General features: G+C 42.7%; 10 protein-coding genes. All 10 read left to right on the top strand.

Features of this window, described 5'->3' with window-relative positions; translation table 11 throughout:
• Positions 1 to 1,293: 1,293 nt before the first annotated feature.
• The 10 genes from G459_RS0118435 (at position 1,294) to G459_RS0118390 (ending at position 14,626) form a co-directional block, all read left to right on the top strand.
• Positions 1,294 to 2,226, top strand: a complete 933-nt coding sequence (locus tag G459_RS0118435) for a glycosyltransferase family 4 protein (protein ID WP_211234406.1) — start codon at positions 1,294 to 1,296, stop codon at positions 2,224 to 2,226.
• A 22-nt stretch (positions 2,227 to 2,248) separates the two neighbouring features.
• Positions 2,249 to 3,841 carry a glycoside hydrolase domain-containing protein gene (locus G459_RS0118430; protein ID WP_084454570.1) on the top strand — a complete coding sequence of 531 codons (1,593 nt, stop codon included), beginning with the start codon at positions 2,249 to 2,251 and terminating at the stop codon, positions 3,839 to 3,841.
• On the top strand, positions 3,834 to 4,922 hold the full coding sequence (locus tag G459_RS0118425; protein ID WP_026968964.1) for a DUF1972 domain-containing protein: 1,089 nt from the start codon (positions 3,834 to 3,836) through the stop codon (positions 4,920 to 4,922). The genes G459_RS0118430 and G459_RS0118425 overlap by 8 nt, the downstream gene beginning before the upstream one ends.
• A complete protein-coding gene (locus G459_RS0118420; protein WP_035456374.1) occupies positions 4,922 to 6,628 on the top strand; it encodes a capsule assembly Wzi family protein in 1,707 nt (568 codons plus the stop codon). The genes G459_RS0118425 and G459_RS0118420 overlap by 1 nt, the downstream gene beginning before the upstream one ends.
• Positions 6,629 to 7,144: 516 nt before the next feature.
• Positions 7,145 to 8,029: a glucose-1-phosphate thymidylyltransferase RfbA gene (rfbA, locus tag G459_RS0118415; protein ID WP_026968962.1), complete on the top strand. Its 885-nt coding sequence runs from the start codon at positions 7,145 to 7,147 to the stop codon at positions 8,027 to 8,029.
• Entirely contained in the window at positions 8,026 to 8,598 is a 573-nt protein-coding gene (gene rfbC / locus G459_RS0118410) for a dTDP-4-dehydrorhamnose 3,5-epimerase (protein ID WP_026968961.1), read from the top strand. The genes rfbA and rfbC overlap by 4 nt, the downstream gene beginning before the upstream one ends.
• Positions 8,591 to 9,448: a dTDP-4-dehydrorhamnose reductase gene (gene rfbD / locus G459_RS0118405; RefSeq protein WP_026968960.1), complete on the top strand. Its 858-nt coding sequence runs from the start codon at positions 8,591 to 8,593 to the stop codon at positions 9,446 to 9,448. Before rfbC ends, rfbD begins: the two co-directional genes overlap by 8 nt.
• A 531-nt stretch (positions 9,449 to 9,979) precedes the next feature.
• A complete protein-coding gene (locus G459_RS0118400; RefSeq protein WP_026968959.1) occupies positions 9,980 to 11,284 on the top strand; it encodes a nucleotide sugar dehydrogenase in 1,305 nt (434 codons plus the stop codon).
• Between the two features lie 118 nt (positions 11,285 to 11,402).
• Entirely contained in the window at positions 11,403 to 12,233 is an 831-nt protein-coding gene (locus G459_RS0118395) for a polysaccharide biosynthesis/export family protein (RefSeq protein WP_245588199.1), read from the top strand.
• Between the two features lie 11 nt (positions 12,234 to 12,244).
• Positions 12,245 to 14,626 carry a GumC family protein gene (locus G459_RS0118390; RefSeq protein WP_026968957.1) on the top strand — a complete coding sequence of 794 codons (2,382 nt, stop codon included), beginning with the start codon at positions 12,245 to 12,247 and terminating at the stop codon, positions 14,624 to 14,626.

Here is a 14,626-nt window from a genome sequence, read left to right as displayed (position 1 = left end):
AACTTTATAATTCTTTTAGGATTGAAGATCTGAATCGTAAAATCTACAATGTTATTCTATTCGGATTATTTTTCATGTTGCTTTCCTCCGCACTTAAAGTCGATAAGGTTGCTCTCTTAGCTTTTATTGTATTGATGTTTGTTGCTAAATTGAAAGAACCCATTTTATATAGTACGAAACTTTACATTGTTCTTTTTTTGACTTCGTACTTGTTGCTTATTAGTATAGTTAATGAGGTATTCAATCCCATGATTTTTTTTCCACTATTTGGAATAATTTTTCTGAATTTTTTTGACCACCCCAGATTTGTTGAAATTCTATACTCGGTCTTAAGTATCTACATCTTAATTGCACTTTTTGCAGGTGTGGCTTCATACATTCTTGGCCCTAATATCTTTGTTACTTCACTGGGAGATAAGGGGCTGCCGTTTCTTCGACCCCTGATGGGACTTAGCCCGACAGTACAGACGTTTGGATCCATATGTATCTTATGGATGGTCCTCAAAGTCCATTTAAAGGGTTTGAAATCTAATTTGATGTTTTTCATCGTTGCATTTGCTATTTTATTGACATTTAACCGATCAACCTACCTCTTTTTTCTGCTCTTCATGAGCTTATATTACAGATGGGCTTTTTTGGCTTTTTTGGCTTTTGCCTTGACAATTTATATCGCTTTTTTTGACATTATTAATTTGTTTATTTTTAATTCTTCTACCCTTAGTTCACGCTCGGAGTTGCTCCAAGGTTTTTTCATCTCTTATTGGGAAAACAACACATTTGTCGGATACCTATTTGGAAAGGCAACCAATATTTATTCCAGCGAGGTGCTAAGAATGGTCAAATGGAGCCATAGACATGACATTGAGAATATCTATGCGATGCTGCTTCACACCTACGGATTTATCGGGCTCTTCCTCTATATGACTTCCGGAGTAGTTCTAGTCGTTTCGTTTTTGCTGAAACAGAGATTTAATATCGCAATTATATTCAGTTTCTATTTTTTCTTCACTCAGTTTTTTACACAAGAGATAGTCTCCCCGATTTTTTTCCTTGTTTGCGGAACCCTCATGTTGATATCCACCTCTGAGAATGCGAGTAGTAGTAATTAACGCAACCACGGATCTATATGGTTCGAATCGAATATTGTCCCTCGCTCTAAAGGCGCTGCCTGACTCGGCGGTCACTGAAGTTTGGCTGCCAACGCTTGAAGGACCATTCCTCCAATTACTCAGAAGAAATAATCCTCATGTAGCGATCAGGAAATGCGATTTTCTCCCGATCATTCAAAGGAGCATGTTTTCTATAAGAGGAATGCTTCATTTAGTTGGTCTAATCGTGAATTTTTATTTGTATGTAAGAAAAGAGCAAAAGCATTCTAATATTGAGTTGATCTATATTAATACATTATCTAATTTTTTCGTATTACCTATTATAAGATTTATGGGTATTAAGTCAATCCTGCATGTTCATGAAATCTTGGAGCAGCCCAAGTTGGTTGCTAAATTTATTTCAATTTTCGCTGTAAGGTGGGCGAACAATGTGTTGTGCGTTTCTAGAGCTGTAAAAATGGGTTTGGAAAAATGGCAAGATGCACCTTTACCGGCCAAAGTCACGGTGATTCATAATGGAATCCCAAGTTTGGAGGTTCCAAGGAAAGAAGCAGATCGAAGTGGTGAAATATTGGTTACGCTGATTGCTCGAATTATGCCAGAAAAAGGAATTTGGTATTTTTTGGATGCTCTTAAGGAAGTGAAATCGTACGATATTATCAGGGCGAGAATAATCGGGGGGCCTGCGCCAATGAGAGATAGCTATGTTGACCTACTCAAAGAGGACATTCTTAATCTGAAAGTTAAAGTCGAATATTTTCCATTCGTCATCGATGTGAGAGATTATCTGAACGAAACTGACGTTCTTGTTGTGCCGTCACTTATGAAAGACCCTTTTCCAACCACCGTACTGGAGGGTCTTTCTTGCGGAAAAGTTGTTTTAGCTACAAATAACGGAGGGGCGTCAGAAGTTATTCAAAATCATGTAAATGGAATTTTGATATCGCCACATAATCCCGCAGAATTTGCACGTTCATTAGATGTGCTTGCAACAGATCAGGCCCTTCGCAAGAAATTAGGAGAAGCCGGTAAAGCTGTCTACGAGGAGATGTATTCTGACAAAATATATCTAGAAAATCTGAAAGATTATTTCAACGTAAGTGTTGGTTCTTATTGATTTATTCAGTCAATTGTTTGTGATGAAACTACGCATTGGAGTTTTAGTACTTATAATGCTTTTTCCATTTGACGCTTTAGCTCAAAAGGCAGAGATATTCAACTTAGAGAAACTGTATGACCCACAGCCATCCCATGGCGAGTTTGTTTCGTGGAAGAACGACGGAACATTGATCCCTGTTCGATATGAATCCAAGAACTCTGGACGAGTTGAAGTGAGTTTTTCGGGTTTGGATGCGGATTTTCAACTTTATCTATTGCATGAGGTCTTAGCTGACTTTTCGGCTGGAAATTGTGGTACGGATAAGGAAAAAGGCACCTTTGAGGATGTGATGGTGCCTGATCGGGCAGAGCAAAAACCGGATCTGACTTTTGATGCTGACGGCGAAGGTCAATGGCTGCTTGTCCGAATCAAGCCTAAATCAAATTCAATAGCAGGAAAATTTCCCTTTGTCATTAGCTTTTCGCAAAATACAAGTGAGGTTCGCGTAAAAGGATCTCTCTCCGTAAAGAACAGAGTATTAGAAGATTTGAATCAGCTGGACTTTTATTCTGATTTTTGGCAATTTCCAATTTCGATGGCTGATTACTATCAAATCAAGCCATGGTCCGAAAAGCACTGGGAACATGTTGGGGAGATGTTTGAATTGCTACAACAGATCAACCAGCGAAGCATCACCACCTCTGTATTTTGGGATTTATACAATACGCGAATCCGACCATTCGACGAAATGATGATCCAGGTGAAAAAGTTGGGTAATGGTACTTTTAGATATGATTATTCGGTTTTTGATAAGTACGTTGAATTGGCCCAATCCAAGGGGATTACAGGGCAGATTGCAGTTCACAACCTATTTCCATGGAATGGTTTTTTGTTTTATTTCGATGACGCAACTTCGACAGTTCAGTCAGTTCAGACCCAGCCAGGTACTCCGGAATATCAATCATTTTGGAAGCCGTTTCTCCTCGATTTTTCGGAACATTTAAAGAGGAAAGGATGGCATGATAAAGCAATTTTGTTTGTCGACGAAAGAGATCCAAATATGACTCTTGATCTGGCGAAATGGGTGAAAAATGAATTCCCTAGCCTTAAAATGGGATTTGCAGGTGATTTTTATCCTTTTTTATCCGATTGGATTGAGGATTATTCCATGCCTATGAATGTGGTAGTGGATGCCGGTGAAATGAAAAAAAGAATACTGTCAGCGAAAAAAACATCGCTGTATACTTCTTGTTTTGAAAAGTCAAACCAACCAAATTTGTTGCTCACGTCTGATTATCGGGACATCTATTTTTTAACGCTGCTTTCTAGAGCAAAGGGATACAATGGTATTCTAAGGTGGGCATTTAATAAATGGTCTTCTCAGATCAGTACGAATGCGATCTATGCTGATGTGCCGTCTGGGGACGCTCATTTTGTTTATCCCGACGGCCAGGTTTCAACCCGTTATTTAGTGCTGCAAGATGCATTTGAAGAAGTGGCCAAACTTGACGCCAAAAGCAACGCCAAGCAAAGTCGAATAATGTCTACTTCTTTAACGAGATACTTTTTGATCAATATCGAAGAAGATAGATATACAGCTGTTCAGTCTATGAAAAATTACTTGAATGACTAAGAAAAGACTTGCGATCCTGGGTATCGTAGGAGTTCCGGCCAACTACGGTGGCTTTGAAACCCTTGTAGATAACTTATTGGACTTTTTGCCTAAATTCTTTGAAGTTACCGTTTTTTGTGAGAGCAAATCTTATCCTGAAAAACTGCGTTCTTATAAAGGCGCGCATCTGGTCTATCTTAACAAGAAGGCAAACGGAGTCCAAAGTGTAATTTACGATTCGCTTTCTTTACTTAAGTCCTGCAGGAATCAACATTATATACTGCTCTTGGGGGTTTCCGGGGCGGTAATGATCCCGCTGCTAAGGCCTTTTACCAAAGCCAAAATCATAACCCATATAGATGGACTGGAATGGAAACGCGACAAATGGGGTTTTTTTGCTAAGAAATTCTTGAGGCTCTCTGAAGCTCTGGCGGTTCGTTTTTCCCATGGTGTGATCGCCGACAATAAGCACATACAAGATTATATCCGCAGTGAATACGAAAAAGAGTCATTTTTGATTGCATATGGCGCCAACCATGTAAGTTGGGTGGAACCGGAACCTTTTCGAAAGAAGTTTTCATTTCTAGCTTCGCCGTATGTCTTTTCTGTCTGTAGGATAGAGCCTGAGAACAACGTGGAAATGCAATTGCGGGCATTTAAGGAGTGCCAGATAGGAATGCCTTATGTGGTGGTGGGCAACTGGAATGCCAGCGACTATGGATTGAAACTCTACCACGAATATTCAAAAATAAAGAACATTATTTTATACAATCCCATTTACGAAACGGAAGAGTTGAATGTCCTTCGTTCCAATTGCTACTTCTACCTGCACGGCCACAGCGCCGGAGGTACCAATCCATCCTTAGTCGAGGCGATGTATTTGGGACTGCCTGTGATAGCATATGGGGTCAACTATAACAGAGAGACGACTTTTGGTAAGGCGATATACTTCAGTGATTTTGACGAATTGAAAAAGCTTCTGTTCCAAATACGCGATCTGGATCGAGACCAAATGAAATTGGACTTAGCCAAACTTGCGAAGAAAAACTACTCTTGGCGGGCCATTACCAAGAAATATGTGGCTATGCTCGAATCTCTTTGATGCAGAGTAGAAAGTATTTTTTGTTGATTTCACTGTTTTGGGTTTTAGTGCGACCCGGGCATGGGCAGACTATTCCCGCCGGATATCCCGTGCTTGAGGAAGTGGCTCGAAGACAGAATTTGCTTGGCCAGGGCTTTAAAAACTACTCCTTTGCTCTGCGGCCCATCAGAATGCACGAAGGAGATCTTTTTGCTGAACGGATAGAAGCGGTCAGTGATTCAACTCACCAAAAGACCAGCCCTGCAAAAAAGCGGAAGATCGCGGATTTTATGTTTCTTCCTGTTTTGAATACCACGGTTTACAATTCTAACCGTCCGTTTGGTTGGGGGAATTCAGCACTATTGAACGGTGCCGGCTGGCAAAATCTTCTTTCCGCGGGAATCTATGCAAGGTTGTCAATCCTACAGATCCAAATCAGCCCAGAGTTTGTGCTGAGCCAGAATAAGTCGTTTCAGGGCTATGGCGGTAATTTTTCGGACAAAATAAATTTTGGCCGCTTCCGGTACTGGAACTTTGGAGACAATCCCGAACACTTCGGGGACAGCTATGCCAATTTCATCACGCCGGGGCAGTCTTTTATCTCATTGAACTTTGGGAAAGTGGAAGTAGGTGTGGGAACCCAAAATATCTGGTGGGGACCGGGGCAATTTACCGGCCTGATCTTTTCTAACAATGCCAGAGGCATTCCCCATGCGTTTCTGAGGACTTCAGCCCCTGTAAATATTGGCATCGGCCATCTGGAGGCAGTGATCATCGCCGGCAGGGCTGAGGATTCCGGCCTGGCACCCTCTCAAAATGAAGCCTTGAATAACCAATATTTTCGCGCATTTTCGGGAGACTGGAGATATGTGAGTGGTATTTCTTTGACTTACCAGCCGGCATTTCTTAGGAACTTCTTCGTCGGATTCAATAGAACCTTTCAGCAGTACAGTGAAAATGTTGAAAAAACGCTTCAGGGTAGATTCCCGATCTTCGAAGCCTTCCAAAAGGAAAAGCTTTTTAAAAATGGACATTCTGTCGACTATGACGGGCTGGCCCAGGATCAACAGGTCTCGGTCTTTTTCAAGTTTAGAAGTACAAAAGGGAAGTTTGAGATCTATTCTGAGTTTGGCAAACGCGACCACAATTTCAACTGGCGGGAATTTATCTTAAACCCCGAACACGCGCGAGCCTATTTATTCGGGTTTACGAAATTAATCTCTTTAAGCAAACCAAATGAATACTTGCAGATCAGAGGGGAGGTGATCCATCAGTCTGAGTCAATCAATCGGTATATTAGGTATGAGGTGTTGGGAGTCACCAATACCAGTTGGCATACCCACTACCAAGTGAGAGGATTTACCAATTATGGCGAAGCCATGGGGTCCGGAATTGGCACCGGGGCCAACGCGCAGATTTTGGAAATCTCTAAAGTCCACCACCTGAACAAGTTTGGAGTCCTATTCCAAAGGGTCGCAAACCATCAGGATTTTTTCTATAGCGTATTTGAAAACAATCCTGAAAAGAAACCATGGATTGACTTCAGCTTGGGATTTCTGTGGGATCAGCAATGGGACCGGTTTATTCTGAGTAGTAAGACGCAGTTCATCCACGGGCATAATTACCAGTGGCAGAATAGCGCGACGACGAAGGACAGCTTTCCTAAGGGGAAAAATTTGTCGTCTTTTTCCGCACAGATCAGTTTGATCTACCTTCTCCAGAGGTGAGGAGTTTAAAAGACACCTAATGTCCGATAGGCAACGGAAAGGTTAATTCATTAGTATCGAGAGAAGATAAGAGTATTGGTTACCACTGCGACAATGATACCTTGCAAGGATTTGCCATACTGATACTGATGTCTTCGAGGTTTGTAGAATCTTGAGACAATTGCTTGCTCGATACGAACGGAGATACTTTTGATCACAATCTGTCCGATAGTCTGATCGTATTAAAGAACACTGTCGAAAGAGGGCAGATATTCTTAGTTTAGGATCTCTATTACTTTTTGATAGAAGGCAGTTGATCACGATTCCGAAAAATTTGTGTCGACTGGATCGGATTTTGAACTGGAATTTGGTGAATTCTTGAATAAAATAAAGCCTTATTTAAAAGAAAATTAGTCAATTAGACGATATGAAATGCTAAAGAGAAACTCACCTCCCACAGGTAAGGATTATCTAAGGTAGTCTCCGGAATCAAGTTCGGGACAGGCTATCTGAACACTCAAAGTCAATTATAAACAGATGAAAGGAATAGTACTAGCAGGAGGGTCTGGCACAAGATTGTACCCGATCACCAAGGGAACCTCGAAACAACTGCTGTCGGTCTACGACAAACCGATGGTTTATTACCCGATATCAGTATTGATGCTGGCCGGAATTAGGGAAATTTTAATTATTTCCACACCAGACGACCTGCCAAACTTCAAAAAACTGTTGGGAGACGGTAGCGAATTGGGAATAAGCTTCAGCTATGCTGAGCAACCCAGCCCAGACGGACTGGCCCAGGCTTTTATAATCGGTGAGGAGTTTATTGGCGGTGATTCGGTATGCTTGGTATTGGGCGACAATATCTTCCACGGCCATGGCTTGACAGGTCTACTCAAAAAATCGCTGATAAATGTCCAGGAAAAAGGCAAAGCGACGATTTTTGGTTATTATGTCAACGATCCAGAGCGCTATGGTGTTGCGGAATTTGACAAGGACGGAACAGTAATTTCGATCGAGGAGAAGCCCGAACATCCCAAAAGTAACCATGCAGTGGTCGGGCTCTATTTCTACCCCAACTCGGTGATTCAAGTCGCAAAGACAATCAAACCAAGCCACCGCGGAGAACTTGAGATTACTACAGTGAATCAAGTCTACCTGGAATCCAAAGATCTAATGGTTGAGCTGCTGGGCAGGGGATATGCCTGGCTGGATACCGGGACCCATGAGTCCATGCTGGAGGCTTCCAATTTCATCCATACCATTGAGAAGAGACAGGGGCTAAAAGTCGCTTGTCTAGAAGAGATTGCCTTTGAGCTAGGATACATCGACAGCGATCAATTGCTTGCGTTGGCCGAGCCCCTTAAGAAGAATGAGTACGGTCAATATTTGATCAAAAAAGTACAGCAGCGAAAAAAATGAAATTCCTGAGAACAGAAATTCCCGATGTGGTGCTTATAGAGCCCACCGTATTTGGAGATCAAAGAGGTTATTTTGCGGAGACCTTCAGACAAGACAAACTGGAAGAGTTTTTGGGTTTTCGACTGGGTTTTTGCCAGGACAATGAATCCAAATCTGAGTTTGGAGTGCTACGTGGATTGCACTTTCAGCTGCCACCATTTTCGCAATCCAAGATCGTGCGAGTGACCGAGGGGAAAGTTTTGGATGTGGCAGTGGACATTCGAAAAGGCTCGCCGACCTTCGGGAAGTACGTGGCCGAAGAGCTGTCAGCCGAAAATCGGCGTCAACTTTTTGTTCCGAGAGGATTCGCCCATGGATTTGTAGTCTTGAGCGATTGGGCAGTTTTTAACTACAAAGTGGACAACTATTACAATCCACAGGCAGATCGGGGGCTGGCTTTTGACGATCCTGCGCTGGGAATCGACTGGATCTTGCAGCTGGATCAGCTGAAGCTTTCTGAAAAAGACAGAAAGCAGCCATCTTTGAAGGATGCGGATTTATTCACCTTTGCCGAGGATTTGTATGCATAAAATATTGGTTACAGGAGCGTCTGGACAGCTGGGTTCGGAGATCCGCCAAATCTCCTCAGGGTATCCGTTGGAATTTATATTCACGGATGTAGCCGAACTGGACATTACGGACAGAGAAGCTGTTTGGAGTTTTTTCCAAACGAATTATGTGGACGCTGTCATCAATTGCGCAGCTTATACAGCGGTGGATCGGGCTGAGACCGAAATAGAGCTTGCGGATAAAGTCAATCATCTCGCAGCAAAGTATCTGGCTGAGGCGGCTAAGGAGTTCAACGTGAAGTTTGTCCACGTTTCAACTGACTATGTCTTTGACGGAGAATCCTTCCAGCCTTATGAGGCGGATTCCATTCCCAATCCTCAGAGCGTCTATGGTGTGACAAAACTCGCCGGAGAGCAGGCCATATTGGCACTGAATCTACCCAATTCCATCGTGATCAGGACTTCTTGGGTATACAGCACGTTTGGAAATAACTTCGTGAAGACGATGCGGAGATTGGGCTCGGAGCGCTCCGAACTGAATGTCGTAGCTGATCAGATCGGCACACCGACCTACGCAAGGGACTTAGCCATCTGTATCCTGGATATTCTGCCCCGCCTGAGCAACAATACCACGTCAATCTACCACTTCTCCAATGAGGGCGTTTGCTCTTGGTATGATTTCGCCATGGCCGTGATGGAAATGAGCGGCTTGGATTGCACCGTCAGTCCGATACCGTCCACCCAATATCCTACTCCGGCCAAAAGGCCTTACTATTCTGTTTTGAGTAAGGCTAAAATCAAAGCTGATTTTAGCATTAAGATCAACCATTGGAGGGTTTCGCTCCAAGAGTGTCTTGCCCACAGGGAATAGTCAGTAATTTTTGCTGTTATAGGATTCCTTGGCAGCCCAAGGAGGCGGTACTAACTATTTTATTAGGACCACTCAATCTGCATCGAAGGGAAAAAGGTTGCTCTAGACGTGTTTTCCTTAACTTTGTGAGAAAAGTTGACCTTCCTTGGGAATGCCTCATGGAACTCATAATCTGAGCGTCAGTCGGCTCTGGAGGAAGGAGATTTGTTGGGAGCAAAAATTTAATTTGCGCTCGCTTATGTCAATTCTCAATTGACAAATCAGCCTTCCTAAAACCTCAACTACTTCATTTTTTTCAGCCTAATTCTGTTACTTTTGACCCTTGATAAAACTGAGCAATTAAAGTACTCATTCTGAGAAATTTCCCCTCCCCGTAATCGGCTGATAACTAATAGGATCTGGTCATGAGTTGGGTTTTTGATTTCCGCTCCGATTTTTCAAACAGAATGTTGAGAGCTAAGTCATCGATGTGACCGACGGGGCGGAGCTATAATATAAATTTCATTCCAATCTTAGAACTAACTATAAGTGATGTTTACGCCAATTCAGGAAATTAAAATTGCAATCATTGGTTTAGGATATGTCGGGCTTCCATTGGCAGTGGAATTTGCAAAGAAATTTGCCGTTGTCGGTTTCGATATAGATCAAAAGAGAATCTCGGAGCTGCATCAAGGGACAGACAAGACCCTGGAAATCCAGGATGATTTGCTACAGTCAGTAGTCACATCAGCTTTGCCAAACAAAAATGAAGTAGGGCTTTTCCCGACCTTTGATCCGGCGTCTCTTTCCGGTTGTCAGATTTACATCGTCACCGTACCCACTCCGACAGATAAATACAATCGTCCGGTACTGACTCCGATGCTAAAAGCATCCGAAAATATCGGCAAATACCTCAAAAAGGGGGATGTAGTGATCTACGAATCAACTGTCTACCCCGGCGTGACAGAGGATGAGTGTGTGCCTGTGCTTGAGAGAGTTTCAGGACTAAAGTTCAACGTCGATTTTTTTGCCGGATATTCTCCCGAACGGATCAATCCGGGCGACAAAGAACATACGGTCGCAAAAATATTGAAAGTGACTTCCGGCAGTACTCCTGAAGTTGCGGAATATGTGGATCAATTGTATCAGCAGGTAATTACAGCCGGTACTCACAAAGCTTCCTCCATCAAAGTGGCCGAAGCAGCCAAAGTGATCGAAAACTCCCAACGTGACATTAATATCGCTTTCGTCAATGAACTGTCGAAGATTTTCAATCTCCTAGGGATTGACACTCACGAGGTGCTGGAAGCGGCTGGGACCAAATGGAATTTTCTAAAATTCAAACCGGGACTTGTTGGAGGACATTGCATCGGTGTCGATCCGTTCTATTTGGCACAAAAAGCTCAGGAAGTGGGCTACCATCCCGAGATTATATTGGCAGGTCGGCGGCTAAACGACTCCATGGGCAAACATGTCGCCACCGAGGTGATCAAATTGATGATGAGAAAGGATCTCAAGGTGATCGATTCCAAAGTATTGATACTTGGTTTTACATTCAAGGAAGACTGTCCTGATGTCAGAAATACCCGCGTGATTGATATTTACAACGAGCTGAAGTCCTTCGATATGGATGTGGATGTCTATGACCCTTGGGCCAATACTGTCGAAGTGAAACATGAGTACGGGATTGACATCATTTCCGGAGAAAATGCACCATCTTTGGCTAACTATTCAGCAATAATTTTGGCAGTCTCCCACAAACGATTTAATACATTGGATATCCACAAATCTCCTACACAGGTTGTTTTTGATGTGAAAGGATTGTTAGAAAAGGATAGGATTGACGCCCGGCTATAAATCCATGTTTAACCATCCGAGAAATTAATATAACCTCGCTTATCGGAATTGAGTTGTGTAACTCCGGTTAGGTTTTTATAAGTTTAAGCTTACTTTTTAGAAAAAGAAAAGACAAAAAATGAAAAATAAAATTCGATCGATACTCTTTATTGCCGTCGTGGCAATAGTATCCTATTCCTGCGTATCCAACAAAAAGGTGATTTTCATGCAGGAATTGGAAGAATCTACAGGGCCCTTGGTAGAATCAAGCAAGAAGTACCCCTATCAGGTAGAGGACTATTTACTTCAGGTGAATGACATAGTTGAAATAAACATTAAAACTACCGACCAAAACTTGAACCTTATTTTCGGTGCAGTAAGCGATGATTCCCAAAGTGGTGCGATGATGAGTGGTGGACAGGGAGCCGGAGATGCCTTTTTCATGAATGGATACACCATTGATGACAGGGGGTTTGTGGAAATCCCCTTAATCGGCGAGGTGAAGCTGGTGGGAATCACGACGGAGCAGGCAAAGGAGATCATAGAAAACGAGGTGTTGAAGTACGTGAACCAAAACGAGTTTTTTGTGCGGGTTAGGCTCGGAGGGATTCGCTTCAGCGCCTTGGGGGAATTTACCAGGTCGGGAAAATATACCATTCTCCAAAATAGAGTCACCATCTTTGAAGCGATAGCTTATGCTGGAGATCTAAATACCTATGCAAAAAGAGACGAGGTTCTACTCGTTAGACAGTATCCTGATGGCTCTCAGATTCATAAGATCAATCTTCTGGATCGCGAGCTTTTAGGATCAGAGTATTATTTCCTAAAACCCAATGACATGATTTATGCAGAACCGATGAAGGTTCGTGAAATCGGCGCTGGTAATAACTTGGTGGAGACACTTACACTTCTGACGACATCAATCACGGCCATCGCATTGATTCTCACTCTAGTTCAAAGCAATAATTAATTTTCGGCACTATGAGTAACTACAAGGAAGAATATGATGCTTTTCAGGAGGATGAAAGTTCTTTTGACATCAAGTCCCTCTTTCCCAAGATCCTAAGAATCTGGCCTTACATCCTGCTAAGCATCATCGTATTCCTGCTTATCTTTTTTTACTTTACCAAGACCACTACACCCACTTATCGGGTTGCAGGTAAGTTTTTCATAAAAGAGCAGGATAGTCCAATGTCCTTATTTGAAAACAACCCGATAGTTGAAGATCAGGGAATAGGGATCACCAACGAATCCATTATTCTGAAATCCAAGCCAATTGCTGAAGCTACCCTGAGCCAGCTAAAGTTTGATGTAGAGTACTACAATGAGGGTACCTTCTTGCTCACTGAAATTTACAAGAAGACACCGGTTTTGGTGGAAGTAGATTGGAAAGCTCCTCAGCTCATCCATAGCCTTGTCAAGATTTCCTGGGAAAGTCCTACTACCTACACCTTGATCTTCGATGCCGAAAAATATACCCAATTTTTTCCTGACGGAAGTTGGGGGTCTGTTTCAGAGATCAGTAACCAGTCTTTCAAGTTTGGAGAATGGGTGGAAACGCCCAATTTTAAGCTGAAAATTAACAATACCTCCGGCGAAGAAAGCGGGGAGTCGCTGTTTATCATCCGCGACCATGAATATTTGATCAGCAAGTTTTCCAGCGGGCTCAATGTGGATTTGGTAGAAAAGTTTTCCTCAATTCTGGATCTAAGTCTTATCATTCCCAATCAGGAAAAAGGAGAAACCTACCTGAATACATTGATGCAGACCTACTTGGAGTTGGAACTGCAGGAGAAGAATGAAATTGCCAACAGGACGATCAGTTTCATTGATAGTCAGGTGGCCGGTGTCGCTGATTCCTTGACTTATTTTGAAAACCAACTTCAGAATTTTCGGTCTAGCAATAAGATCTATAATCTAAGCAACGAAAGTAACACTGTCTATGTCCAACTGACCCAAATTGAAACGCAACTTGCCAACGAAAATCTAAAAAGGCGGTATTACCAAAGCTTAAAAGATTATTTGGTCAGGGAAAATTACAACGAAATAGTAGTCCCTTCCGGACTTGGTATTGATGATCCCTATTTGAACGGACTGATTGAAAATTTGCTTTCAATCCAAGTCGACCGTTCGCGTCTCATGGCGACCCAAACCGAACTTTCTCCGGCAGTGAGGGAAGCGAACAAGAAGCTTTCCGATTTGAATAAATCCATCCGTGAGATTCTGGAGAATGTGGACCTGAACAACTCCATGACCATCAACGATCTGGAAAAGAGAAAGGCTACGATTGAGTCTTCCTTCCGATCTCTGCCGGTAGCTGAGCAAAACCTGATACGCATCCAGAGACAGGCTACACTGAATGAAAGTATCTACAATTTTCTCAGTGAGAAGAGGGCCGAGTCGGCCATTACCAAGGCATCTAACCGACCCAACAACAAGATCATTGAGTTCGCTAAATCTACTGGAGGACAGATCAATCCAAAGCCACTGCGAAACTATCTGATTGCCCTTTTTCTGGGGTTGCTTACTCCGATTGCCTTTGTGGTCATGCGTGAATTGTTCCGCTCAAAGATTGAAGACATTGGCTATTTGGAAAGAAAGCTCAAGTTGCCGGTCATCTCTACCATCCTCAAAGGCAAGACAGAGGATAATCTGGTCGTATTCAAGCACGGCAAGTCAGGGATCTCTGAGTCTTTCAGATCGCTGCGGGCAAACATTCGATTTATGCTTCCGGCAGACAAACAAATGACGCTGATGATTACCTCCACCATCTCAGGAGAGGGTAAGACATTCTGTGCGCTCAATCTTGCATCTGTTTATTCTCTTACCGGAAAAAAGACCATTCTCGTCGGCTGTGATATGAGAAAACCTAAGATTTTTCAGGATTTTGACATCGCAAATAACAGAGGTTTGTCGACTATTCTGAGTGGTCAGGATTCCAACTGGAGAGATGTTATTGTTTCGACCAAACACGAAAACCTTGATATCCTGGTCTCAGGGCCCATTCCTCCCAATCCTTCTGAATTGTTGATTACGCCTGGGTTTGAAAGCCTGCTGAAAGAACTGAAGGAAAATTATGACGTAATTATCCTCGATACCCCGCCGATTGGACTGGTTAGTGAGACCATCGACCTTCTGAGTTTCGTGGATCTGACTTTGTTTGTATTTAGACAGGACTACAGTCAACGGTCTTTCATCGATGCTTTAAACAGCCTAAAAGTAGGCAAAGGATTGAAGCACGTATATGCCGTGTTCAATGGCGTTGATGCCACAAAAGTTAGCTATGGGTATGGATACACCTACGGCTACGGCTATGGCTACTACGACGATGACAAGAAAAAATCAAAACTTCTAAGCCGCTAG

Source organism: Algoriphagus terrigena DSM 22685 (genome assembly GCF_000429445.1).
GTDB lineage: Bacteria > Bacteroidota > Bacteroidia > Cytophagales > Cyclobacteriaceae > Algoriphagus > Algoriphagus terrigena.
This window is presented reverse-complemented; position numbering and strand designations above follow the sequence as displayed.